Consider the following 23499-nt stretch of genomic DNA (forward strand, 5'->3'; position numbering starts at 1 on the left):
GAACTTGAGGTTGAATCCTTCTCGGCATGGACATCACCACAGCCGGACAGGCTGCTCTCAAGCTCACCGTGGTCGTCGCCTCCAACCGCGAGGGCCGGTTCGCGCCGGTCGTCGCCGACTGGTTCCTTGCCCGGGCCCGCGAACACCAGGGTCTGGACATCGACGTGGTCGATCTTGCCGACGTGGAGCTGCCGACCACTCTCTCGCGTGATCCGTCGCCCGCCGTCGCCGCGCAACTCGCCCTGATCACACCGAAGTTGGCGGACGCGGACGCGTTCGTCGTCATCACCCCCGAATACAACCACTCCTTCCCCGCCTCGCTGAAGAACGTGATCGACTGGCACTTCGCGCAGTGGCAGGCCAAGCCCGTCGGCTTCGTCTCCTACGGCGGGATCTCCGGCGGCCTGCGCGCCGTCGAACAGCTGCGGCAGGTCTTCGCCGAGCTGCACGCGGTGACGGTGCGGGACACGGTCAGTTTCCACCAGGCGCAGGGCCTCTTCGACGAGGACGGCGAGCACCGCGAGCCCTTGCAGGCCGACGCGGCCGTGAAGAAGATGCTCGACCAGGTGGCGTGGTGGGCGCTGGCCCTCCGGGACGCCAAGAGGACACGCCCGTACGCGAGTTGAGTGACGTGCATGACGTGCATGACGTGCATGACATGCATGACGTGCGTGACGCGTGTGGCGCGTGTGGCGTGCGGGCAGGGGCGGGGGCGGGGCCGGCAAGGTCTGGTTTCCCCCGGCCCGTGCTGACGGCTCGGGGGCAGCAGCTCCCGAACCGGGGTCCGCGGCCCCGCGCCGCTCCCCGGGCCCCCCGCCCCGGCCCCCCGCCCCCGGCCCCCCGCCCCCGGCCCCCCGCCCCCGGCCCCCCGCCCCCGGCCCCCCGCCCCCGGCTCCCCGGCCCCCCGCCCCCGGCTCCCCGGGATCCCGGCCCCGGCTCCCCGCCCGGGCCGCGTCGCGCCGCGCCGCGCCGTGGGAGCATCTGTGCGGCGCGGTACGGTTCGGCGGCTCTCGCGGTGCGGCCGGTGGCGTGTCGCCGCTCAACCGAGGGAGGAAGCCGTGACGACGCCCGACATGACGCTGACCGTGCAGACCACGACCGACAGCGAGGACAAGGCGGCGGCGCTCGCCCGTGGTGCGGTGGAGGCGCGCCTCGCCGCCTGCGCGCAGATCGCGGGACCCGTCACCTCCGTCTACCACTGGGCGGGCGCCATCGAGACGGCGCGGGAGTGGCAGGTGCTCTTCAAGACCACGGCCGCCCGCTACCCAGCGCTCGAACGTCACCTCCTGGCCGCCCACGACTACGAGACGCCCGAGATCATCGCGACCCCCGTGGTGGCCGGAAGCCCGGCATACCTGGCGTGGATCACTTCCCGGACGGCCGCCCGATGACCCCCGCCGACGAGCCGCCGCTCCCCTTCTTCGTGTACGGCACACTGCGCCCCGGGCAGCGCCACCACCGGCGTTTCCTGCACGGCCGTACGGTGTCCGAGCGCCCCGCGCTGCTGTCCGGGGCCGTCCTGTACGACGGCCCCGGATACCCCTACGCCCTGGCCGGCGTCGGCACCGTCACCGGCGCCCTCATCGAGACCGGCCCGGCCCGGCACCTCGAACTGCGGGCCGAGCTCGACGAGTTGGAGGAGTACTACGGTCCCGGGCATCCCCGCAATCTCTACGACCGGGTGGCGTGCGAGGTGGCCGTGGACGGGCGACGCGTACGGTCCTGGGTCTACCTCGCCGCACCCCGCCTCGCCCGTGAACTCCTCGCGTGCGGCACCCCGATCCCGGGCGGCGACTGGCTCAGCCGGCCGCTCCGGCCCGCTCCACCCGTACCGCGCACGCCTTGAACTCGGGCATCTTCGACACCGGGTCGAGCGCCGGGTTCGTGAGGTTGTTGGCCCGGCCCTCGCCCGCCCAGTGGAACGGCATGAACACCGTGTCCGAGCGGATCGCCGCGGTGACGCGGGCCGGGGCCGTGGCGTGGCCGCGCCGCGATGTCACCGTCACCGCGTCGCCGTCCGCCACGCCGATCCGGCCGGCCAGCAGGGGGTGCATCTCGACGAAGGCGCCGGGGGCCGCCGCGTTGAGTTCGGGGACCCGCCGGGTCTGCGCGCCCGACTGGTACTGCGCGAGCACCCGGCCCGTGGTGAGCACCACCGGATACTCCGCGTCGGTCTCCTCGTCGGGGCCGCGATGGGTGACCTCCACGAAGCGGGCCCGGCCGTCCGCCGTCGCGAACCGGTCGAGGAACAGCCGGGGCGTGCCCGGATGGCCCTCGTCGGGGCAGGGCCAGAACACGCCGTCCTCGGCCTCGATCCGGTCGTAGCTGATGCCGCGATAATCTGCGGGCCCGCCCGCCGACGCCAGGCGCAGCTCCGCGAACACCTCCTCGGGGTCCGCCGGGAACCCCTCGGCCGTACGCGGGCAACTCATGAGCTCAGCAAGGGAGTTGAGGACGGACAGGTCGCTGCGTACGCCGTCCGGCGGGGCGAGCGCGGCGCGCCGCAGCAGCACCCGGCCCTCCAGGTTGGTCATCGTGCCGGTCTCCTCCGCCCACTGGGTCACCGGCAGCACCACGTCCGCGAGCTCGGCGGTCTCCGAGAGGACCACGTCCGCGACGGCGAGGAAGTCCAACGAGCGGAGCCTGGACTCGACATGGGCCGCGCGCGGCGCCGAGACGACCGGGTTCGAACCCATCACGAGCAGCGCCCGCACCTCGCCGCCGAGCGCGTCGAGGAGTTCGTACGCGCTGCGCCCGGGGCCCGGGAGCGCGTCCGCTTCCACGCCCCACACTCCGGCCACATGGGCGCGCGCCGCGGGGTCGGTCAGCTTGCGGTAGCCGGGCAACTGGTCGGCCTTCTGGCCGTGTTCACGGCCGCCCTGGCCGTTGCCCTGGCCGGTGAGGCAGCCGTACCCGGACAGCGGGCGTCCCGCCCGGCCGGTCGCGAGACAGAAGTTGATCCACGCGCCCACCGTGTCGGTGCCCGTGGCGTGCTGCTCGGCGCCGCGCGCGGTCAGCACCATGCCGTCCGGCGCGTCGCAGAACAGGTCGACGGCAGCCCGTAGTTGGGGCACCGGCACCCCGGTGATCTTCTCCACGAGCTCCGGCCAGTGCGCCATCACCGCGGTGCGCGCCGCCTCCCAGCCCGTGGTGCGCTCGGCGATGAACGCCTCGTCGGCGCGGCCCTGGGCCACCACCAGGTGCAGCAGGCCGAGCGCGAGGGCGAGATCGGTGCCCGGGCGGGGTGCCAGATGCAGATCGGCCTGCTCGGCCGTCCGCGTCCTGCGCGGGTCGATTACGATCAACGTGCCGCCGTTCTCGCGCAGTTCCCTCAGGTGGCGCACCGCGGGCGGCATGGTCTCGGCCAGGTTCGAGCCCGCCAGGATCACACAGCCGGTCCGCGCCACGTCCTCCAGCGGGAACGGCAGACCCCGGTCGAGCCCGAACGCCCTCTGGTGCGCGGCGGCCGCCGACGACATGCAGAACCGCCCGTTGTAGTCGATCTGCGAGGTCCCGAGCACCACCCGGGCGAACTTTCCGAGCGCGTACGCCTTCTCATTGGTCAGACCGCCGCCGCCGAACACCCCGACCGCGTCCGCGCCGCGCTCCTCGCGGACCGAGCCGAGCCGCCCGGCGATCAGCGCGAGTGCTTCCTGCCAGCCGGCCGGCTCCAGTCTGCCGGAGGCGCGGCGGATCAGCGGCTCGGTCAGGCGCAGGCCCCGCGAGAGCAGCGCGGGCGCGGAACTCCCCTTGCCGCACAGCGCGCCCCGGTTCACCGGGAAGTCGCGCGGAACCACTTCGAGACCGCCCTGCGCACCGCTCGCCGTCCGCAGGCCCATGCCGCACTGGAGTGAGCAGTACGGGCAGTGGGTGGCGGTCACGGGGGAGGGCGCGGGGGAGTCGGTGAGCATGCGCCCAGGCTGCGGTGCGCGTGTTACGCCCGCCTCCGCCCGGCGGTTACGTGCCCGGTGCCATGCCCTCATCGCGGCCGGAGCCGCACGGTGAGGACGGGCCGCCCATGCGCCGCCTCGGCCCGGCAGGGCCCTTGCCACCCCGGGGCCGCCATGTGCCGCCTCGGCCCGGCAGGGCCCTTGCCGCCCCGGGGCCGCCATGTGCCGTCTCAGTCCGCCAGGGCCCTGGCCACCCCGGGTTCTTTGGGGCCGAGGAAGGTGGGGTCGGGCTTGAACACCACGTCCAGCAGAGCCTTCCCCGCGGCGAACACCTCGCGGGCGCCGCCGTAGTACCAGGTCACGTTGTGCGTGGCGTCCACACCGACCCCGTAGGAGCGCACGCCCGCGGCTTCGCACAGCGCCACCGCGCGCCGGATGTGGAAGCCCTGGCTGACCAGGACGGCCCGGTCCACCCCGAACACCTTCTTGGCCCGCACGCAGGAATCCCAGGTGTCGAACCCCGCGAAATCGCTGACCACGCTCGTATCCGGCACGCCGTGGCGCACGAGGTAGCCGCGCATCGCGTCGGGCTCGTCGTAGTCGGTGCGGCTGTTGTCCCCGGTCACCAGGACCGCCTTCACCTTGCCCGCCCGGTAGAGCCGCACGGCCGCGTCGAGTCGGCCGGCGAGATAGGGCGAGGGCTCGCCGTTCCACAGGCCGGCTCCGAACACCACGGCCACCCCGGACGACGGGGCGTCGGCGACCGTGCCGATGCGGTTGCCGGTGCTCGTGTACAGCCAGGTGGCGGGCGCGAGCGCCAGCACGCACCCGGCGACCACGCCCCGCACCAGGCGCCGCCGTCCCGCGCGGGTGCGCGGCAGGCGCGGTCGCTTCCATCGGATGCGCGGCACGGGGTCCCCCTGCTGATCGGATCGCCTTCGGTTTCGGTGTACGGCGGGATGGACGCGGCGGGGCACGGTCGTGGTTCGCCGTACGCCGGGTGCGTACAGCTTTGTGACATTGCGTGCGGCGGGGTCGCTCCGCTTGGGTATCCCTCGCGTCCTTGGCCCCGATTTCGGCCACTGATCGTGCGGGGTCGCTCGCGCAGTTCCCCGCGCCCCTCACCCGCTTTCGGCCGGCGGTTGTGGTCGTTTTTTGCGCAGTTCCTCGCGCCCCTGATCCGCTTTCGGCTGGCGGTTGTGGTCGCTTTTCGCGCAGTTCCTCGCGCCCCTCACCCGCTTTCGTCCGGCGGTTGTGGTCGCTTCTCGCGCAGTTCCTCGCGCCCCTGGATGGCTGGGCGGGGGCCCTTTCTTGTTCGTGGTGGCTTGGGCACGCACGTGATGTTGCTCGTGACCGGGGCGCAACGGTCCCGCAATGTGGGGGCGGCACGATCGGGGGATGGCGGAGCAGCGGCAGCATTCGACAGACACGGTGGGGGGACGGCCCGTCCTCGTCGCCGTCGCGCACGGCAGCCGGGACCCCGGTGCGCTGCGGACGGTCGGCGCGCTTGTGGACCGGGTCCGCGCGGTGCGGCCGGATCTCGATGTCCGGCTCGGGCACATCGAGATAGACCGGCCGCTGCTGCCCGACACGCTGGCCGAACTGCGGGGCGATGCCGTCCTCGTGCCGCTGCTGCTGGGGCGCGGCCACCACGTCACGTACGACATTCCGCAGGCCCTGGCCGCCGCGGGCGGCCAGGTGCGTGCCCGTGTCGCGGCGCCGCTCGGCCCGCATCCGCTGCTGGTCGAGGCGCTGCACGGGCGGCTCGTCGAGGCGGGCTGGCGGCTCGACCCGCATGCCGCGCGGCAGAGCGCGGTCGTGCTGGCCGCCGCCGGGTCCCGCGACCCCGCATCGGCTCTCGACACGCGCCGCACGGCGCGGCTGCTCGGCGAACGCCTCGGCGTGCCGGTGCTGGCCGCATACGCATCGGCCGCCTCGCCCAGCGTGCCCGAGGCGCTGCGCGCACTCGCCGCGCGCGGCAGGCACCGGGTCGCGATCGCCTCGTATTTCACCGCTCCGGGACGTTTCGCGGCGCAGAGCGCGGCACAGGCGCCGTGGCTCGCGGCCGCGCCCATGGGGGCGCATCCGGCGATGGCCAGGCTCGTACTGCACCGCTACGCACAGGCGTTGGCGCGGACGCCGGCCGTCGGCGGCCCGTGCCCGGTCGCGGCAGGCGTCCCGGCACGCGTCGCGGTCTGAGCGGTCAAGGGCGAGCCTCGACGCCCCCTTGAGCCCACTTGTCCCTGTCTGGCGTTTACTGTCGGGGCATGGAGTTCTACGCCGAGGCCGACACAGAACGCTGGGCCGCCGAGCCCGACAAGCGGCCCGGCCGCACCGCCTTCCAGCGTGACCGCGCACGCGTGCTGCACTCGGGGGCGCTGCGCCGTCTGTCCGGCAAGACGCAGGTCGTCACGCCCGGCTCGCTCCCCCGCGTCCTCGGCTCCGCGCGAGCGGGGGACAGCGCGGTGCAGGCGTGGGACGCGAGCCCGCGGACCCGGCTGACGCACTCCCTGGAGTGCGCGCAGGTGGGCCGCGAGCTGGGCGCCGCGCTCGGCTGCGACCCGGACCTCGTCGAAGCCGCCTGCCTCGCCCACGACATGGGGCACCCGCCGTTCGGGCACAACGGCGAGCAGGCGCTCAACGAGTTCGCCAAGGACATCGGCGGCTTCGAGGGCAACGCCCAGTCGCTGCGGCTGCTCACCCGTCTCGAACCGAAGCGTTTCGTGCGTTCGACGGTGACGGGGGAGCCCGTCAGCGTCGGGCTCAACCTGACCCGTGCCGCCCTGGACGCCGCCACCAAGTACCCCTGGGCGCGCGGCGGCCACCCCAGCGACCCGGCGTCGGTGAAGTTCGGTGTCTACGAGGACGACCTGCCGGTCTTCGCCTGGGTCAGACAGGGCGCCGCGCCCTACCGCAAGTGTTTCGAGGCCCAGGTCATGGACTGGTCCGACGACGTGGCGTACTCGGTGCACGACTTCGAGGACGGTCTGCACGCCGGTCACATCGACCCCGGCGCGCTGCTGTCCGCCACCGAGCGGAGCGACATCTGGCGCGTCGCCATCGGCCGGTACGTGCCCGAGGACACCGACCCGCAGGAGCTGGCCGACGCCCTGGCGCGGCTCATGGCGCAGGAGTGGTGGCCGCACGTCTACGACGGCTCGGCGGTCTCCCAGGCCCGCCTGAAAGACGCCACGAGCCAGCTCATCGGCCGGTTCTGCCTGGCCGCCGAGAGCGCCACCCGCGCCGCCTTCGGCACCGGGCACCTCACCCGGTACGGCGCGGAACTGGTCGTGCCGCGTGCCGCCCGCAATGAATGCGCCGTGCTGAAGGCGGTGGCCGACCGTTACGTCATGCAGCGCGACGAGCAGGAACGGCTCCGTGCCGACCAGCGCGTCGTGCTGGCCGAGCTCGCCGACGCGCTGACCGCCCGTGCCCCTGGTGAAGGGCTCGACCCGCAGTTCCGCGCACTGTACGAGGAGGCCGGCGACGACCGCGCGCGGAAGCGTGTGATCGTCGACCAGATCTCCTCGCTCACCGACGCGGCGGCACGCTCGCTTCACTCCAGACTCACCGTTCACCACCGGTAATCCAGGCCGACCCGGCGTCCAGGCGGAGCAAGCCCTCTTCCCCCATCACGCTCCGTGCGGGACGCTCGCAGATGGCGGCGCCGCGCAGCAAGCACCGAGGAGGCATCAAGTGGTCGACGCAGATCGGACATTCGTCATTGTGGGAGGCGGTCTCGCAGGGGCGAAAGCCGCCGAGACCCTGCGGTCGGAGGGTTTCAACGGGCGGGTGATCCTCATCGGCGACGAGCGGGAGCACCCCTATGAACGGCCGCCCTTGTCCAAGGGGTTCCTGGCCGGCAAGGAGGAGCGCGACAGCGTCTTCGTGCACGAGCCCGCCTGGTACGCGCAGCGCGACATCGAGCTCCATCTCGGCCAGCCCGTCACGGCCATCGACCGCGAGGCCAAGACGGTCCGGCTCGGCGACGGCGCCCTCATCCAGTACGACCGGCTGCTGCTCGCCACCGGCGCGGAGCCGCGCCGCCTGGACATTCCCGGCACCGATCTGGCGGGCGTCCACCACCTGCGGCGCCTGGCCCACTCCGAGCGGCTGAAGCACGTACTCAAAGCGCTCGGCCGCGACAACGGTCACCTCGTCATCTCGGGTGCCGGGTGGATCGGCCTGGAGGTCGCCGCGGCCGCCAGGAGTTACGGCGCCGAGGTCACCGTCGTCGAGCCGGCGCCCACGCCGCTGCACAACGTGGTCGGGCCCGAGCTCGGCCAGCTCTTCGCCGACCTGCACGCCGAGCACGGTGTCCGTTTCCACTTCGGGGCCCGGCTCACCGAGATCGTCGGCCAGGACGGCATGGTCCTTGCCGCCCGCACCGACGACGGCGAGGAGCACCTTGCGCACGACGTGCTCGCCGCGATCGGCGCCGCCCCGCGCACCTCGCTCGCCGAGACGGCCGGGCTGGCCCTGGTCGACCGCCTGCACGGCGGAGGCATCGCCGTGGACGCCTCGCTGCGTACGTCGGACCCCGACATCTTCGCGGCGGGCGACGTGGCCGCGGTCCACCATCCGCTGCTCGACACCCGGCTGCGCGTCGAGCACTGGGCCAACGCGCTCAACGGGGGACCGGCCGCCGCCCGCGCCATGCTGGACCAGGACGTGTCGTACGACCGTGTCCCGTACTTCTTCTCCGACCAGTACGACGTGGGTCTCGAATACTCGGGCTGGGCGCCGCCGGGCTCCTACGACCAGGTGGTGATCCGCGGCGACACGGGCAAGCGCGAGTTCATCGCGTTCTGGCTCAAGGAGCGCCGCGTCCTGGCCGGGATGAACGTCAACGTGTGGGATGTCACAGAGCCCATCCAGGCCCTGATCCGGGGCGGGGCCCCGGTGGACACCGAGGCGCTGGCCGATCCGTCCGTCGCGCTCGGCTCCCTCGCACCCTGAGTGTCGTGGCGCCCCCGTAGACTTCACGCGTGGCAGGCAGGATCAACGATGACGACGTGAAGGCGGTCAGGGACGCGGTCCCGATCGACGCCGTCGTGTCCGAGTACCTTCAGCTGCGCAACGCGGGCGGCGGCAACCTCAAGGGCCTGTGCCCCTTTCACGACGAGAAGTCCCCGTCCTTCCAGGTCAGCCCGAGCAAGGGTCTCTTCCACTGCTTCGGCTGCCAGGAAGGCGGCGACACGATCGCCTTCGTCCGCAAGATCGACCATCTGTCGTTCTCCGAGGCGGTCGAGCGGCTGGCCGCCACCGCGGGCATCACGCTGCGCTACGAGGAGGGCGGCTACAACCCCTCGCACCAGCGCGGTGAGCGCATCCGTCTGGTCGAGGCGCACAGGGCGGCCGCGCAGTTCTACAGCGAGCAGCTGGCCGGCCCGGAAGCCGAGATCGGCCGCGCGTTCTTGGCCGAGCGCGGCTTCGACCAGGCGGCGGCCGCGCACTTCGGTGTGGGCTACAGCCCGGCCGGCTGGGACCATCTGACCCGCTTCCTGCGCGGCAAGGGCTTCAGCGACAAGGAGCTTTTGACGTCGGGCCTGGCCCAGGAGAGCCGGCGCAACCCCATCGACCGTTTCCGCGGGCGCCTGATGTGGCCGATCCGCGACGTGTCGGGTGAGGTCGTCGGCTTCGGCGCGCGCAAGCTGCGCGACGACGACAACGGCCCGAAGTACCTGAACACGCCCGAGACCCCGATCTACAAGAAGTCGCAGGTCCTGTACGGCATCGACCTGGCCAAGAAGGACATCGCCAAGTCCAGCCGTGCGGTGGTCGTCGAGGGCTACACCGACGTCATGGCCTGCCATCTCGCCGGTGTCACCACCGCGATCGCGACGTGCGGCACCGCGTTCGGCGGCGACCACATCAAGATCCTGCGCCGTCTCCTGATGGACAACGGCTCGGCCCGTGTCATCTTCACCTTCGACGGCGACGCGGCAGGGCAGAAGGCCGCCCTGCGGGCCTTCGAGGACGACCAGAAGTTCGCCGCCGAGACCTACATCGCCATCGCGCCCGACAACATGGACCCGTGCGACCTGCGCCTGGCCAAGGGTGACGAGGCGGTCGCCGACCTGGTCCAACCACGCACCCCGCTCTTCGAGTTCGCGATCCGTCAGATCGTCGCGCGCTACGACCTGGAGACCCCGGCGGGCCGGGCCGCCGCCCTCGACGAGGCGGCCCCCATCGTCGCCCGCATCAAGAACGTGGCGTCCCAGCACGAGGTGGCCGTCCAACTCGCGGGCATCCTCGGCATTTTGGACACCCAGTTCGTCGTCAAGCGTGTCGCCCAGCTCGCCCGCTGGGCCCGCGACCGCGGCGGCAAGGGCCCCGCGCCCGCCCAGGACCGCCGCAGGCCCTACGAGAGCGAGGCCCCCCGGCCCTCCTTCGCCTCGGGTCCCGCCCTGAACCTGCGCAGCCCCGCCCACCGCACCGAGCGGGAGCTGTTGAAGCTGGCGTTGCAGCACCCGCACCTGGTCTCCCCGGCGTTCGACGCGTACGGCATCGACGAGTTCACCGCCCCGCCCTACGCGGCCGTGCGCCAGTGCATCCAGGAAGCGGGCGGCGCCACCGACGCCCCCTCCGACTACCTGCCGGCCGTCATGGACTGCGCGCCCAACGACGTGGTCCGCGCGCTGGTCACCGAGCTCGCCGTCGAAGCCGTGCACGCCCGTACCGTCGACGAGGCCTACGCCGGTGAGCAGTTGGTGGCCGTCCGCCGCCGGGCCGTGGACCGCCGCCTCCTGGACATCCAGGGCACCCTGGCCCGCCTGGGCCAGCACGGCGACCCGGCGCAACTGGCCGCCGTGCAGAACGAGTTGTGGGTCCTCCAGCAGTACGGGCAGGCCCTGCGCAACAAGGGCGCGGCGGCGCTCTGACCCGCCGGGCCCCGCCGGGCCCGTCCGTCCGGGTAACCGTCCCGTCACGCACCGGATTCAGAAAGTCGTCGCACGCCCGTCGCGGCGATGCTGTGTCGTACCCCACACTGGATGGCGGTGCCTGAGTCCTCGGAGCGCGGCCGGCCCACCCCCGAAGGTGGGCACCTCACCCCCGCGGATCCGCTCGATGTGTACGGGACGGAATGCGGCCCGGCCGCCCCCGTCCCGCTGCCACACGCCCCCGATCCGGCAGCGATCACCCTGGAGGTCGCCCCCGTGCAGACCCAGACCCTGACCGACCACGACGTCGTCACGGCCCCGCCACCGCAGCCGCGGGCCGCGTACCTCCCGGAGGCGGAGGCATCCGGGCCGCAGGCGGGGCCCGCGTCCGAACCGCCCGGGCAGGAACCGGCCGAGCAGGAACCGGCCGAGCAGGAACCCGGCGAGCAAGAGCACGCCGAGCAGGGACCGCCCGAGCAGGGGCCGCCCGAGCAGGAGCCCGCCGAGCAGGAACACGCCGGGCGAGAAGCCGCCGAGCGGGAGGTTCCCGAGCTCCCCGGTCCACGGCCGAGCCGGACCGACACCGGCGGCCCGTCATCCGACCTCTTCCGCCAGTATCTCCGCGAGATCGGCCGCATTCCCCTGCTGAGCGCCGCCGAAGAGGTCGAGCTCGCCCGGCGCGTCGAAGCGGGCCTGTTCGCCGAGGAGCGGCTGAACACCGCGTCCGACCTGGACTCCCAACTCGCGCTCGACCTCGACAAGTTGGTCGTCATGGGCCGGATGGCCAAACGCCGGCTCATCGAGGCCAACCTGCGTCTGGTGGTGTCCGTCGCCAAGCGGTACGTGGGGCGCGGGCTCACCATGCTCGACCTGGTCCAGGAGGGGAACCTCGGCCTGATCAGGGCCGTCGAGAAGTTCGACTACGCGCGCGGCTACAAGTTCTCGACGTACGCCACCTGGTGGATCCGCCAGGCCATGTCGCGGGCGCTCGCCGACCAGGCCCGCACCATCCGCGTCCCCGTCCACGTCGTCGAACTCATCAACCGTGTGGTGCGCGTCCAGCGCCGCATGCTCCAGGAGCGCGGCTACGAACCGACCGCCGAAGAGGTCGCCACCCACCTCGACCTGACCCCGGAGCGGGTCGGTGAAGTGCTGCGCCTGGCCCAGGAACCGGTGTCGCTGCACGCGCCCGTCGGCGAGGAGGACGACGTCGCGCTCGGCGACCTCATCGAGGACGGCGACGCCGCGTCCCCCGTCGAATCCGCCGCGTTCCTGCTGCTGCGCCAGCACCTGGAGGCGGTCCTGTCCACGCTCGGCGAGCGCGAACGCAAAGTCGTCCAGCTGCGGTACGGGCTCGCCGACGGCCGCCCGCGCACCCTGGAGGAGATAGGCCGGATCTTCGGTGTGACCCGCGAACGCATCCGCCAGATCGAGTCGAAGACGCTGAACAAGCTCCGCGACCACGCATTCGCGGAACAGCTGCGGGGTTACCTGGACTGAAACGGGAAAAGGGGCCGGTGCGCACCGCGCACCGGCCCCACCCCCCCCTGCGGGTCAGTCGACTTCGGCGACCGCCTGCGCGAACTGGGCCGCGTACAGGCGGGCATAGGCGCCGTCGGCCGCCAACAGCTCGTCGTGCGTGCCCTGTTCGACGATCGAGCCGTTCTCCATCACCAGGATCACGTCCGCGTCGCGGATCGTGGAGAGGCGGTGCGCGATGACGAACGACGTACGCCCGTGGGCCAGGCGCGCCATCGCCTTCTGGATCAGCACCTCGGTACGGGTGTCGACCGAACTCGTCGCCTCGTCGAGCACCAGGATCACCGGGTCGGACAGGAACGCCCGCGCGATGGTGATGAGCTGCTTCTCACCGGCGCTGACCCCGGTGCCCTCGTCGTCGATGACGGTGTCGTAGCCCTCGGGGAGCGTCCGGATGAAGCGGTCCGCGTGCGCCGCCTTCGCCGCCTCCTCGATCTCCTCCCGGCTGACTTCCTTCGCCGCGCCGTACGCGATGTTGTCCGCGATCGAGCCGCCGAAGAGCCAGGTGTCCTGAAGCACCATGCCGATGGAGGAACGCAGCTCCTCGCGGGTCATCCGCGCCGCGTCGACCCCGTCCAGGGTGATCCGGCCGCCGGTGACCTCGTAGAACCGCATGAGCAGGTTGACCAGCGTCGTCTTGCCGGCGCCGGTCGGGCCGACGATGGCGACGGTGTGCCCGGGTTCCACCCGCAGCGACAGATGGTCGATGAGCGGCTTCTCCGGCTCGTAGCGGAACGACACCCCCTCCAGCGCGACCGCGCCGCGCAGCACCTCGGGGCGCTCGGGCGAGGCGGTGTCCGGCTCCTGCTCCTCGGCGTCGAGCAGTTCGAAGATCCGCTCGGCGGAGGCGACACCGGACTGCACCAGGTTCGCCATCGAGGCGACCTGGGTGAGCGGCATCGAGAACTGCCGCGAGTACTGGATGAACGCCTGCACGTCACCGATGGACAGCGAACCCGTCGCGACCCGCAGCCCGCCGACGACCGCCACCAGGACGTAGTTCAGGTTGGACACGAACATCATCAGGGGCTGCATGACGCCGCTGTTGAACTGCGCCTTGAACGACGCCTCGTACAGCGCGTCGTTCTGCTCGGCGAACGCCTGCGCCGACTCGTTCTGCCGCCCGAACACCTTCACCAGGGCGTGCCCGGTGTACATCTCCTCGATGTGCGCGTTCAGCTTGCCCGTGGACTTCCACTGCTGGACGAACTGGGGCTGTGAGCGCTTGCCGACCCGGGTGGCCACGACCACCGAGAGCGGCACCGTGACCAGGGCCACGACCGCGAGCAGCGGCGAGATCCAGAACATCATCACCAGCACGCCGACGATGGTCAGGAGCGAGTTGATGAGCTGGCCCATCGTCTGCTGCATCGTCTGCGAGATGTTGTCGATGTCGTTGGTCGCGCGGCTCAGCACCTCACCGCGCTTGGCCTTGTCGAAGTACGAAAGCGGCAGCCGCGACAGCTTGGTCTGGATGTCCTCGCGCAGCCGGAACACCGTCTTGTTGATGGCCCGGTTGGCGAGCCGGGTCGCCACCAGCATGAGCAGGCCCGCGCCCACGTACACCGCGAGCGCGGCGATCAGGATGGTGGCGACCGAGCCGAAGTCGATGCCGTGGCCGGGCGTGAAGTCGACCCCCGAGAGCATGTCGGCGAGGCCGCCCTGGCCCTTGTGCCGCAGGTTGTCGAGGGCCTGCGCCTTGGTGACGCCGGCCGGGATCTGCCGTCCGATCACCCCGGCGAAGACCAGGTCGGTCGCCTTTCCGAGGATCTTCGGCCCGACCACCGACAGTCCGACGCTGCACACGACCGCGGCGAGCATCACGCTCAGCGTGGCCTTCTCCGGAGCGAGCCGTTTCACCAGCCGTTTTCCGGAGTCCTTGAAGTTCATCGACCGCTGATCCGGGCCGCCGCCCATCATCATGCGTCCACCGGCCCCGCTCATGCCGCCTCAGCCTCCGTCAGCTGGGAGAGCACGATCTCCCGGTACGTCTCGTTGTCGGCCATCAGCTCGTGATGGCGGCCGGTCCCGACGACCCGTCCCTCGTCGAGGACGATGATCCGGTCGGCTTCCCGGATGGTGGAGACCCGCTGGGCGACGATCACGACCGTGGCCTCGGCGGTCTCCCGCGCGAGCGCGGAGCGCAGCGCCGCGTCCGTGGCGTAGTCGAGCGCCGAGAAGGAATCGTCGAAGAGGTAGATCTCCGGGCGCTGCACCAGGGTCCGCGCGATCGCGAGACGCTGGCGCTGGCCGCCGGACACATTGGTGCCGCCCTGCGCGACGGGCGCATCGAGGCCGCCCTCCAGCCGGGAGACGAAGTCCTTGGCCTGCGCCACCTCAAGGGCGTGCCAGAGCTCTTCGTCGCTCGCGTCGGGGTTTCCGTACCGCAGGTTCGTGGCGACCGTGCCCGAGAACAGGTACGGCTTCTGCGGCACGAGGGAGACCGTCTTGGCGAGCAGCACCGGGTCGAGGGTGCGCACGTCCTCGCCGTCGACGAGCACCTGGCCGTCGGTGGCGTCCATCAGCCGCGGCACGAGCCCGAGCAGGGTCGACTTGCCGCTGCCCGTCGAACCGATGACGGCGGTGATCTCGCCGGGCCGGGCCACGAGGTCCACGCCGCGCAGCACGGACGCCTCGGCGCCGGGGTACTTGAAGTCGGCGCCCCGCACCTCCAGATGGCCGTGCCGGCGCAGTTCCAGGACCGGGGCCTTGGGCGGCACCACGCTGGTGTCGGTGCCCAGGACCTCCTCGATGCGCTCGGCGCAGACCTCGGCGCGCGGCACCATCATGAACATGAAGGTGGCCATCATGACGGCCATCACGATCTGCATGAGGTACGCGAGGAACGCGGTGAGCTGGCCGATCTGCATGTCGCCGCTGTCGATGCGGTGCGCACCGAACCAGACGACGGCCACCGACGAGACGTTCACGACGGTCATGACGGTCGGGAACATCAGCGCCATCAGGCGGCCGGTGGCGAGCGAGACGTCGGTGAGCTCGGTGTTGGCGCCCTTGAAGCGCTCCTGCTCGTACTCGTCCCGTACGAACGCCCGGATCACGCGGTTGCCGGTGATCTGCTCGCGCAGCACCCGGTTCACCGTGTCGAGCCGGGTCTGCATGGTGCGGAACAGCGGCCGCATCCTGCGCACGATCAGCGAGACCGCGATGCCGAGGACGGGGACGACGGCGAGCAGCACCGCGGACAGCGGCACGTCCTGGCCGAGCGCCATGATGATGCCGCCGACGCACATGATGGGCGCGGACACCATCAGGGTGAAGGCCATCAGGACCAGCATCTGGACCTGCTGGACGTCATTGGTGGTGCGGGTGATCAGGGACGGCGCCCCGAACTGGCCGACCTCGCGGGCCGAGAAGGACTGGACCCGTGCGAAGACGGCGGACCGCACGTCCCGTCCCAGTGCCGCCGCGGTCCTGGCGCCGAAGAAGACGGCGCCGATGTTGCAGAAGACCTGGACGAGACTGACGGCGATCATGATGCCGCCGTGCTTCAGAATGTAGCCCGTGTCACCGTTCACGACACCGTTGTCGATGATGTTCGCGTTCAAGGTGGGCAGATAAAGGGTGGCGCTGGTCTGCAGCAGCTGAAGCAGCACCAACAGGGCAATCGGTCTCTTGTACGGCCTCAGGTGGGACCGCAGAAGTCGTATGAGCACGCGCAGGCTCTCCGGGTCGGCAAGATCGGGGGGTTCGACCCCCCATCTTGCGACACTCCACCCGTGGAAGCTCAAGCGATTATCGAGCTGGAGTCAAAAGGAATAGCAAAGAGCGCGGGCCAGGTGCGCGTCAAGCGCCCTGGCCGAAGGCGCCGGGGTGGATCTCGTCACGCGTCGCGACGTACTGCTGACGCACCGCCTGCCCCACGGCCAGGTCCTCGCCCGGCTCGAAGACCTGCGCCGAGGCGCCCTGCCAGGCCGGCGGGGTGTGCGCGGCCAGTGTGCCCTGGGAGACGCCGAGCGCCCAGGCGGCCTGCCGGGCCGCGCCGAGCGCCGCGTACTCGGCCGGCTGCGGCACGACGACCTGCGTACCGAAGATGGCCGGCGCGGCCGCCTGCACGGCGGGCAGTTCGGCGGCGGCGCCCAGCAGGAAGACCCGCCTGACCTCGACACCGCGCCCGCGCAGCACGTCCAGCGCGTCGGCGAGCGAGCAGAGCATCCCCTCGAAGGCGGCCCGCGCCAGGTGTTCGGGCTTCATCGACTCGCGGCGCAGCCCCGACAGCGTCCCCGCCGCGTGCGGAAGCCGGGGCGTGCGCTCCCCTTCGAGGTAGGGCAGCAGGACGAGACCGCAGGAGCCGGGCGTGGATTCCAGGGCCAGGTCGCTCAGCGCGGCCAGGTCGTCGGCGCCGAGCATCTGCGCCGTTCCCCGCAGGGCCCGCACCGCATTGCTCGTATGGACGACCGGCAGGTGCATCCCGGTCGCATCGGCGAAGGACGTAATCATTCCGCTCGGATCGGCCAGCGCCTCGTGGTGCACCGCCATGACGGAACCCGAGGCGCCGAGCGAGACGACCGCGTCGCCCGCGCCGACGCCGAGCCCGAACGCGGCCGCCATCGTCTCGCCCGTACCGGCGGAGATGAGCAGGCCCTCGGGGGTGGTGCCGGCCGCGTCGGAGGGGCCGAGGACCTCGGGCAGCGCCACCTGGTGGCCGAGGGCGAGCTCCACGAGGTCGGGGCGGTAGAAGCCGGTGGCGGCGGACCAGTATCCGGTGCCGGACGCGGCACCCCGGTCGGTGGTGCGCCGGGCGGGCCGGCCGAGCAGCTGCCACACCAGCCAGTCGTGGGCCTGGAGCACTCCGGCGGTGCGCTTGGCGGCCTCCGGTTCGTCGCGCGCCAGCCAGCGCAGCTTGGCCACCGCCTGGGCCGCCTGCGGCACACACCCGACGGCCTGCGCCCAGGCCTCCCGGCTGCCGAGCCCGTCCACCAGGTCGGCGGCGGCGACCTGGGCCCGCTTGTCGTTGCCGGTCAGTGCCGGGCGTACGAGATTGCCCTGCCCGTCCAGCGGCAGGAGCCCGTGCTGCTGGGCCGAGACCCCGATGGCCTGAACACCCTCAAGGAGGCCGCCGGTCGCGGCCTCGCCGAGCGAGAGCAGCCACGCCTGCGGATCGATTTCCGTGGCCTTCGGTTCGACCGGATGAGGGGCGTACCCCTGTCGCAGCACGGCTCCGGTGTCCGTGTCGCAGACGACGATGCGCGTGAAGGCGGAAGAGCTGTCAAGACCGGCGACTATCCCCATGCCCACGATTCTGCCGCACGCGCGGGGCCAGGGGGACGGCAGTGGCCAGGACAACGCTGTCGCGCTGCGGGCCCCGCCCGGCGGGGTGGTGCGCGGCGGGCCCCGCCCGGCGGGGTCAGGTGTTGGTGGTGCCCCAGTCGTCCTCGGTGCCCTGGCCCCGCTCGCGCAGCGAGCGCACCCGGCCGGCCACGGAGGCGGGCACCTTGTCCCCGACCTTGTCGCTCACCGCCTGGAACGCCTTGCCCGCCACCTCGCGCGAGGTCTGCGCGGCCGACTCGGCGGTGTTCCGCACGGCGGGGTTCTGAGCCACCTGACGTGCGGACTTCTTCAACTGCTCGTAGCGCTCGCGGCCGGCCTTGGTGCCGAGCACGTATCCGAGGGCCAGTCCGGCGGCGAACGTGAGCCGGTATCGCATGGCGGTCACCCTTCCCTAGCGTGTGTGCCGCGCCTACCCGCGCGGCCCCGTGATCACCCGGGGCGGAACCGATTGGCGGAGCACCCCCCTGCTTGCGCTAATGTATGTGTCGCAGCGGACGCACGCCGCCCGGGAACATCCCAGGTGGGTTCGTTCGACGCAACGAGACATTCCCCTGTAGCTCAATTGGCAGAGCAGCCGACTGTTAATCGGCAGGTTACTGGTTCGAGTCCAGTCGGGGGAGCTCGGTCTCCTGTAGCTCAATTGGCAGAGCAGCCGACTGTTAATCGGCAGGTTACTGGTTCGAGTCCAGTCGGGAGAGCAGCGGAATCGGACCCTTCGGGGTCCTTTTTCGTGTCCGGCGGAACCGCCGGGATCTCCACGAAGTCCTCATGGGCGTGCGATGCCGACCATCCGAGGCAGGAGATCGTATGAGCGGCTATGCTGCGGCAGACGGCGCGCACACATGTGCGCGACGCGCCGTAAGGGGCGGTAGCTCAGCCGGTTAGAGCAGCGGACTCATAATCCGTCGGCCGTGGGTTCGAGTCCCACCCGCCCCACCAGCAGTTCCCTGTGCAGAAACGTTCTGACCTGCGGGGACATTGGTCGCAGGATAGCGTCGGCCGGGCGCTCGCCACGCGAACGCCGCACCGACACGCCGATACGATTTTCTGCACGGCTTGGCTCAATCCTGTGTGCGGATCTCCGGAGACCTGACATCCGCCGTGGCTCGCCGGGCGGCGGTGGCCGAACAGGCCGTCGGTGCCGGCGCCGTGAGCCTTCGACGACGACCAGTGGACGCGGCGCGTGCGTGACCCTCAGCTCGCGGACGTGAACAGTGCCGTGAGTCCGATCATCAACCCGGCGTAGGCCAGGACGATGAGCAGGGTGCAGAGCAGCAACAGCCACCCCGTCACGATGGCGGCCAGCGCCAGGCCGCGGTCGTGGCCGCCCAGCCGTTTGCCCCGGAATCTGCCGAGATGACCGGCGGGGATCGCGACGAGGCCGAACACGAACAGGAAGAACGTGTAGATCCCGCCGTGCATCAGCCAGAGCATCGGCGTCGTGAAGATCGAAATGATCACGCTGACACCCATGCCTGCCGACCAGGCCGCGACCCGTGCCGGAACGTTGCGTACTGCGGCAGCTGGTGCCGTTGTCTGTGGTGCGGTGCTGGTCACGACGCATCTCCCCCGATTCGGCCACTCACCCTACGCGCCGCCCGCCGCTCGCCGAGTTCAGCACCTCCTCCCCACCCACTGCCGCCCTGAGGCGGCAGTTCAGCTCCCCGGGGTCGCGGTGCTTGAATGGACCGTTGGTTTTTGATCGGGCGAGGAGATGTGCTGTGCCCCTGGTGTCTGTCGTGATGCCCGTCTACAACTCGGCCGCCACCCTTGGCGCGGCCGTCCGATCGGTGCTCTCGCAAACGCACAGCGACGTGGAGCTGCTGGTCACCGACGATCAGTCCTGCGACGGGTCGATGGACCTGCTGAGGCAGTTCGCCGCCCAGGACGAGCGGGTGCTGCCGCAGTCGGCGCCCGAGCGGGGCGGCGCGGGCCGGGCACGCAACCTCGCGATCGAGCGAGCCCGTGGGGACTACGTGGCGTTCCTCGACTCCGACGACATGTGGCTTGCGGACAAGACCGAGAAGCAGCTCGCCTTCGCCGCCGAAGGCGATGCGCCGCTGACGTTCACCAGCTATTTCAAGATGGACGCCGACCACGACGGCGAGAGCACCGACTGGGTCCCCAACGGGCGGGTCGTCCGGGCGCGGGCCCACGTGGACTACCGCGCGATGCTCGTCCGGGACCACATCGGCGCCCTGACCGCCATGTACGACCGCACCGTCCTGGGCACCAGGTTCATGCCGGAGATGCGCAAGCGCCAGGACTACGCGCTGTGGCTGTCGATCATGCGGGACGGCGCCGACGCCCGCGGCCTGGCCGAACCGCTTGCGGTGTACCGGGCGGGCCAGGCGGGGTCGCTGTCCTCCAACAAGCTGTCCTTGGTCAAGTACAACTGGTCCCTGTATCGCGAGCACGAGGACCTGTCGGTCCCGCGCGCGACGCGGGCGCTGACCGGCGCCGTGTGGCAGTCGTTGCGCAACTCGCGCATCTAGGACTGATCAGCTGGACGGTGCCATCAGCTGGACGGCCCGATCAGCTGGACGGTCCGATCAGCTGGACGGTCCGATCAGCTGGAGGTCCACGTACCCGGAGTTGCGGTTCGCCATCGACGGGTTGCCGTCGCCCGTGTCGATCACGGTCAACTTCCAGAGCCGTCCCGCGAATTCGAGGGTGTCCCCGACGCGGGCGTCCTCGTAGCCGGCGCCGCCACCGGCGCGGCTGGTGATCACGATGTCGGCACGGTCCGGATCGGCGGCGACATCATGGAGGATGGCGCTGATCGCGCCGTGCCGCTCGGTGTTCGGGACGTGCCAGCGCAGGCGCAGACGGCCGTCCGTCAGGGACGGCCACCCCGGGTCGACGGCGTTGGGCACGGGTGACTGGGTCACGGCGGTCTCGTCCTTCGGGGTGAGTACGACTCGGTAGGTGCAGATCTGGGAGACGGCGAAGGCCTTGCCGCCCACCGCGAGGGTCTGGCCGGGCCGCACCGGCCAGGATGTGGTGCCCGCCTGCGCGGTGCCCGTGCCCGTGCCGTTGGTCAGGGTCGCCGTACGGTGCGTACCGTCCGAGCCGCCCTCCTTGTACAGCACCGGGCCGGCGCCACCCGGCAGCGCCTGCGAACCGCCGCGCAGGACGTGCAGACCCTTGGCGGTCGGAGTGCCTTCGCATGCGGGGCCCTTGTCGGCCGGGGGAGCGGGAGTGCGGGAGGACGGCGGGGGCGTGTCGGCAGCCTCGGAGCCGCCGGATGCACCCCCACAGGCCGCCGCCGGCACCAGCACACATCCCACCAGCGCCGCGGCACGCAGGGAACGTACGAGGGCTGTCACTTGGGTACCTCCAGGGCCTGCGGATCGCTGAAGAACTTCTTGTACTGCTCCGGCGTGGCCACGATGTCCTGGTACGGCGGCCCCCAGGGGTTGCCCAGGACGATGTTGTCGCCCTGGAACCCTTTCACGTAGTACACGTGCCGGGTCGAGAAGGTGTCACCCCACAGGCCGTTGCCCTGCTTCTGGGCGTCGTCGCCACTGCCGGTCTGCACGATGATCGGGTGGCCGGAGTCGAAGCTCTTGCGCAGTGCCGGAACGTCATTGTCGACGCCGTCCGAGTCCTTGCCGGTCACATACGGCGGCGCCTTGTCCGTGTTGTCCCACTCGGTCGCGCCGTAGTCACCGTGCTCCGCGCGGTCGTACTTCGCATCGCCGCCCTTGCCGTCCGGCGCGCCGCCCTTGTCGCCGCCGTACACGAGGGCGAACGCCTTCTCGTAGTACGCCGGCCAGGTGGAGCCACCGGCCGTGGCGCCCATCACGGTGCCGTTCTGGTCCAGGGGAAGGTCGGGCGTGACCGTCACCCAGTGCTTGTTGCCGTCCTTGTCCCAGATGCGCACGTTCACCGTGCCGTTCGGGTTCTGGACGATGCCGTCCCGGATGAACTGCGGGTTCACCTGGGCGGTCGAGGTCAGGGACGCGATGTACCAGCAGTCGGCGAAGCGCCCCTGCTGGATGTCGGCGGCCGTGATCTCCTTGCCGTCGGTTCCCGGGGCGAAGAGCGGGTCGCTCGGGTCTCCCCAGTGCATGCCCTTGGCCTGGTTGCCGTTCTGCGCGTTCTGGCCGTCCAGGTAGGCGTCCGTGGTGTCGAAGCCCGGCTGCATCCCGGGGAACGCGGCCTGTGCCTTCGCCCAGTGCGAGGGTCCCAGCTTCGCCAGCATCGCGCTGAGGTGGTCGCGGCGGTCGCTCTCGGGCAGACCGTTCTCGTCCCACCACTTCCAGCCGCTGTCGTCCGTGTCGTTGATCAGGCCGTTGTAGTGCTTGAGGTCGGCCTCGGGGACCTTGTCGAAGAAGGCGTCCAGTTCGGCGGGCGTCATGCCGTCCAGCATGCGCCTGACCTTCTGGAGGTCGTCGCGGTCGCCGTCGGTGCCGAAGTCCTTCCCGTCCAGGTCGTGGATCTGCTTCAGCGCGTCGGTGATGTCCTTCTCGTTCGGGGCGTCCTCGTCGGCGAACAGGAGGGACGGGTCGACGGCGTACCCGTGCTCGATGAGCACCTTGACCTCGTCCAACTGCTTGCTGCGGCGCTCCATCGAGCCCGCCATGTCGCTCAGCTCGCCGCCGAGCACGCCGGGCAGGGTCGAGGGGCCGCCGAAGAACGGGAAGGTGAAGACCTGTCCGACCAGGGGGCTCAGCTGCGGGTCGGTGGTGGCGGGCTTGCCCTTCATGAGCTGCTGCGCCTCGGTGAGGAGCCAGGCCAGGTCCTGGTGGAGACCCTGGGCGTCCTCGCCCTGCTTGCGCAGGGCGGAGGCGAGGGTGCGTACCTGCTCGGTGTCGAAACCGCGGAAGTCGGTCATCGGCCTGCTCCTGGTGCGTCAGACGTGAAACCCGGGGAGCCGTTCAATGTCCCGCCCCCGCCTTCGGCTTGGCGCCCGCGGCCTTAGCCTGCTCGTCCAGGCTGTCCGCCTCGGCATCCCAGCGGCCCGCGTCGTGGATGAGCGCCCACGCCATCTGGTTCACGGAATTCCTGCGACGCACCAGCGCCTCGGCCGACCGGGTGGCGAACGGGCCGCGCCAGATCGTCGGGTCCGGCTGCGACGCCTTCTTCGCCGACGCGTCCAGGAGCGGACCGAGCCGCTTGGCCAGCGCGCGGGCCCTGCGAGCGCAGTCGCGCAGGTCGCCGGCGCGCTTCTTCAACTGCTCCGGGGTCTCCCCCGTCGGATTGTCGGGTCGCCCCACGTCTTCCTACCCCCGTCGCTGGTCCGTCCGTCTACAGAACCGGCAGGCGAGACTAGCACCCCCCTTCACCTGCGCCTCTGTTCGGTGCGACCGGGCCTCCATCGCCCGGGCGGGACACGTCGGTTCGGCGGGTGCCGGGCCTTCCTCGCGCCCGCCTTCGGGCCGCTTCCCCCGCGCGCGGCTCCATCGGCCGCACGTGCCTCACCCGCTCCACCGCCTCTGCCTGCCCGCCGAGTTCCGCCGCTTAGGCGAGGAAGTCGCGCCGCTGGACGCCGAGTTGAGCGAGGCCGTCACCCTGGGCCCGGCGGGTGCGGTTCCATGGGCCAGTGCGCTTTCGTGGACCGGCGGCATGGCGAAGGCCCCCGGCAGAGCGCACGGGCCGTGCGGCCGGCGGGGGCCTTCGCTCGGGGCCCGTGGGTTACGTGGTCTTCACAGAGCGGACTGGAACGCCGAGGCGCTCGGGACATGGACGGCCGCCGTGGTGACGCGGCCGAGGGTGGCCGGGACGTGGCCGGCGTGCTGGGCGGCGGCCCGTGCGGTGAGCGGCACGCGCCGGGTGGTCTGCCGCGTGGTCTGCGGGGTGGTGGCGCTGCGGGCGGCGGCGGAGATCAGAGTGTTCATGGGTGGCCTTCCGGGTGATGCGTCGCCGCCCCCGCCGGATGAGGGCGGGGGCGG

Annotated in this window: 20 protein-coding genes and 3 tRNA genes; 12 read left to right on the plus strand and 11 right to left on the minus strand. The window is 71.4% G+C overall.

All coding sequences use genetic code 11. The features are described 5' to 3' along the window. The first annotated feature begins 26 nt into the window (after positions 1-26). The 3 genes from ACGFW5_RS22040 (at position 27) to ACGFW5_RS22050 (ending at position 1846) form a co-directional block, all read left to right on the plus strand. Positions 27-626, plus strand: a complete 600-nt coding sequence (locus tag ACGFW5_RS22040; RefSeq protein WP_393835976.1) for an NADPH-dependent FMN reductase — start codon at positions 27-29, stop codon at positions 624-626. A 447-nt stretch (positions 627-1073) separates the two neighbouring features. Continuing rightward, complete coding sequence (gene cutA, locus ACGFW5_RS22045; RefSeq protein ID WP_393836069.1) at positions 1074-1391, plus strand: divalent-cation tolerance protein CutA; 318 nt, start codon at positions 1074-1076, stop codon at positions 1389-1391. Next, entirely contained in the window at positions 1388-1846 is a 459-nt protein-coding gene (locus ACGFW5_RS22050; RefSeq protein ID WP_393836070.1) for a gamma-glutamylcyclotransferase family protein, read from the plus strand. Before cutA ends, ACGFW5_RS22050 begins: the two co-directional genes overlap by 4 nt. Here ACGFW5_RS22050 and ACGFW5_RS22055 read toward each other — a convergent pair. Together ACGFW5_RS22055 and ACGFW5_RS22060 are read right to left on the minus strand one after the other, a co-directional pair. After that, positions 1800-3911, minus strand: a complete 2112-nt coding sequence (locus ACGFW5_RS22055; RefSeq protein ID WP_393835977.1) for a molybdopterin oxidoreductase family protein — start codon at positions 3909-3911, stop codon at positions 1800-1802. The genes ACGFW5_RS22050 and ACGFW5_RS22055 overlap by 47 nt on opposite strands. A gap of 209 nt (positions 3912-4120) precedes the next feature. Beyond that, positions 4121-4801: a vancomycin high temperature exclusion protein gene (locus ACGFW5_RS22060; protein WP_393835978.1), complete on the minus strand. Its 681-nt coding sequence runs from the start codon at positions 4799-4801 to the stop codon at positions 4121-4123. Between the two features lie 487 nt (positions 4802-5288). On the opposite strand from ACGFW5_RS22060, the gene ACGFW5_RS22065 reads away from it, so the two are divergent. The 5 genes from ACGFW5_RS22065 (at position 5289) to ACGFW5_RS22085 (ending at position 12274) form a co-directional block, all read left to right on the plus strand. Beyond that, complete coding sequence (locus ACGFW5_RS22065; RefSeq protein ID WP_393835979.1) at positions 5289-6089, plus strand: sirohydrochlorin chelatase; 801 nt, start codon at positions 5289-5291, stop codon at positions 6087-6089. 68 nt (positions 6090-6157) lie between these two features. Beyond that, positions 6158-7477, plus strand: a complete 1320-nt coding sequence (locus ACGFW5_RS22070) for a deoxyguanosinetriphosphate triphosphohydrolase (RefSeq protein WP_393835980.1) — start codon at positions 6158-6160, stop codon at positions 7475-7477. A 109-nt stretch (positions 7478-7586) separates the two neighbouring features. Beyond that, positions 7587-8849: an NAD(P)/FAD-dependent oxidoreductase gene (locus ACGFW5_RS22075; protein WP_393835981.1), complete on the plus strand. Its 1263-nt coding sequence runs from the start codon at positions 7587-7589 to the stop codon at positions 8847-8849. Positions 8850-8878: 29 nt separating this feature from the next. After that, positions 8879-10774 carry a DNA primase gene (dnaG, locus tag ACGFW5_RS22080; RefSeq protein WP_393835982.1) on the plus strand — a complete coding sequence of 632 codons (1896 nt, stop codon included), beginning with the start codon at positions 8879-8881 and terminating at the stop codon, positions 10772-10774. Positions 10775-10891: 117 nt separating this feature from the next. Beyond that, positions 10892-12274: a sigma-70 family RNA polymerase sigma factor gene (locus ACGFW5_RS22085; RefSeq protein WP_393836071.1), complete on the plus strand. Its 1383-nt coding sequence runs from the start codon at positions 10892-10894 to the stop codon at positions 12272-12274. A 54-nt stretch (positions 12275-12328) separates the two neighbouring features. Here the strand turns inward: ACGFW5_RS22085 and ACGFW5_RS22090 are convergent, their stop codons facing one another. From ACGFW5_RS22090 to ACGFW5_RS22105, 4 genes are all read right to left on the minus strand, one after another. Next, entirely contained in the window at positions 12329-14257 is a 1929-nt protein-coding gene (locus ACGFW5_RS22090) for an ABC transporter ATP-binding protein (RefSeq protein WP_393835983.1), read from the minus strand. Then, positions 14254-15987: an ABC transporter ATP-binding protein gene (locus tag ACGFW5_RS22095; RefSeq protein WP_393835984.1), complete on the minus strand. Its 1734-nt coding sequence runs from the start codon at positions 15985-15987 to the stop codon at positions 14254-14256. The genes ACGFW5_RS22090 and ACGFW5_RS22095 overlap by 4 nt, the downstream gene beginning before the upstream one ends. 130 nt (positions 15988-16117) lie before the next feature. Further along, positions 16118-17563 (minus strand): FGGY family carbohydrate kinase, encoded by a 1446-nt coding sequence (locus ACGFW5_RS22100; RefSeq protein WP_393835985.1) that lies wholly within the window; start codon positions 17561-17563, stop codon positions 16118-16120. A gap of 115 nt (positions 17564-17678) precedes the next feature. Further along, on the minus strand, positions 17679-17978 hold the full coding sequence (locus ACGFW5_RS22105; RefSeq protein WP_393836072.1) for a YtxH domain-containing protein: 300 nt from the start codon (positions 17976-17978) through the stop codon (positions 17679-17681). Positions 17979-18149: 171 nt separating this feature from the next. Here ACGFW5_RS22105 and ACGFW5_RS22110 point away from each other — a divergent pair. The 3 genes from ACGFW5_RS22110 to ACGFW5_RS22120 all read left to right on the plus strand — a co-directional run bounded on the left by ACGFW5_RS22110 (position 18150) and on the right by ACGFW5_RS22120 (position 18541). Next, positions 18150-18222, plus strand: a tRNA-Asn gene (locus ACGFW5_RS22110). Positions 18223-18227: 5 nt separating this feature from the next. Continuing rightward, positions 18228-18300: transfer RNA gene (locus tag ACGFW5_RS22115), tRNA-Asn, on the plus strand. A gap of 164 nt (positions 18301-18464) precedes the next feature. Continuing rightward, positions 18465-18541, plus strand: a tRNA-Ile gene (locus tag ACGFW5_RS22120). A 255-nt stretch (positions 18542-18796) separates the two neighbouring features. Here the strand turns inward: ACGFW5_RS22120 and ACGFW5_RS22125 are convergent. Continuing rightward, positions 18797-19159 (minus strand): hypothetical protein, encoded by a 363-nt coding sequence (locus ACGFW5_RS22125; RefSeq protein ID WP_393835986.1) that lies wholly within the window; start codon positions 19157-19159, stop codon positions 18797-18799. A 164-nt stretch (positions 19160-19323) separates the two neighbouring features. Between ACGFW5_RS22125 and ACGFW5_RS22130 the strand changes: the two genes are divergently transcribed. Beyond that, complete coding sequence (locus ACGFW5_RS22130; RefSeq protein WP_393835987.1) at positions 19324-20097, plus strand: glycosyltransferase family 2 protein; 774 nt, start codon at positions 19324-19326, stop codon at positions 20095-20097. Positions 20098-20154: 57 nt separating this feature from the next. On the opposite strand, the gene ACGFW5_RS22135 is transcribed toward ACGFW5_RS22130, so the two are convergent. The 4 genes from ACGFW5_RS22135 to ACGFW5_RS22150 all read right to left on the minus strand — a co-directional run bounded on the left by ACGFW5_RS22135 (position 20155) and on the right by ACGFW5_RS22150 (position 23445). Further along, the gene (locus tag ACGFW5_RS22135; protein WP_393835988.1) at positions 20155-20931 is read right to left on the minus strand and encodes a hypothetical protein; all 777 of its coding nucleotides are present in this window, start codon (positions 20929-20931) and stop codon (positions 20155-20157) included. Next, positions 20928-22442, minus strand: a complete 1515-nt coding sequence (locus ACGFW5_RS22140) for a C2 family cysteine protease (RefSeq protein WP_393835989.1) — start codon at positions 22440-22442, stop codon at positions 20928-20930. Before ACGFW5_RS22140 ends, ACGFW5_RS22135 begins: the two co-directional genes overlap by 4 nt. 43 nt (positions 22443-22485) lie before the next feature. Then, entirely contained in the window at positions 22486-22824 is a 339-nt protein-coding gene (locus ACGFW5_RS22145) for a hypothetical protein (protein ID WP_393835990.1), read from the minus strand. 429 nt (positions 22825-23253) lie between these two features. Then, on the minus strand, positions 23254-23445 hold the full coding sequence (locus ACGFW5_RS22150; RefSeq protein ID WP_393835991.1) for a hypothetical protein: 192 nt from the start codon (positions 23443-23445) through the stop codon (positions 23254-23256). Between the last annotated feature and the right edge of the window lie 54 nt (positions 23446-23499).

It is taken from the genome of Streptomyces sp. NPDC048416 (assembly GCF_043200435.1).
In the GTDB taxonomy this organism is placed as follows: domain Bacteria; phylum Actinomycetota; class Actinomycetes; order Streptomycetales; family Streptomycetaceae; genus Streptomyces.

What these genes read in the sequence shown, in the direction of transcription:
- ACGFW5_RS22040 (WP_393835976.1), top strand. Translation starts at nt 27, where the DNA reads ATGGACATCACCACAGCCGGACAGGCTGCTCTCAAGCTCACCGTGGTC.
- cutA (WP_393836069.1), top strand. Translation starts at nt 1,074, where the DNA reads ATGACGCTGACCGTGCAGACCACGACCGACAGCGAGGACAAGGCGGCG.
- ACGFW5_RS22050 (WP_393836070.1), top strand. Translation starts at nt 1,388, where the DNA reads ATGACCCCCGCCGACGAGCCGCCGCTCCCCTTCTTCGTGTACGGCACA.
- ACGFW5_RS22055 (WP_393835977.1), bottom strand. Translation starts at nt 3,911, where the DNA reads ATGCTCACCGACTCCCCCGCGCCCTCCCCCGTGACCGCCACCCACTGC.
- ACGFW5_RS22065 (WP_393835979.1), top strand. Translation starts at nt 5,289, where the DNA reads ATGGCGGAGCAGCGGCAGCATTCGACAGACACGGTGGGGGGACGGCCC.
- ACGFW5_RS22070 (WP_393835980.1), top strand. Translation starts at nt 6,158, where the DNA reads ATGGAGTTCTACGCCGAGGCCGACACAGAACGCTGGGCCGCCGAGCCC.
- ACGFW5_RS22090 (WP_393835983.1), bottom strand. Translation starts at nt 14,257, where the DNA reads ATGAGCGGGGCCGGTGGACGCATGATGATGGGCGGCGGCCCGGATCAG.
- ACGFW5_RS22100 (WP_393835985.1), bottom strand. Translation starts at nt 17,563, where the DNA reads ATGGGGATAGTCGCCGGTCTTGACAGCTCTTCCGCCTTCACGCGCATC.
- ACGFW5_RS22105 (WP_393836072.1), bottom strand. Translation starts at nt 17,978, where the DNA reads ATGCGATACCGGCTCACGTTCGCCGCCGGACTGGCCCTCGGATACGTG.
- ACGFW5_RS22140 (WP_393835989.1), bottom strand. Translation starts at nt 22,442, where the DNA reads ATGACCGACTTCCGCGGTTTCGACACCGAGCAGGTACGCACCCTCGCC.
- ACGFW5_RS22150 (WP_393835991.1), bottom strand. Translation starts at nt 23,445, where the DNA reads ATGAACACTCTGATCTCCGCCGCCGCCCGCAGCGCCACCACCCCGCAG.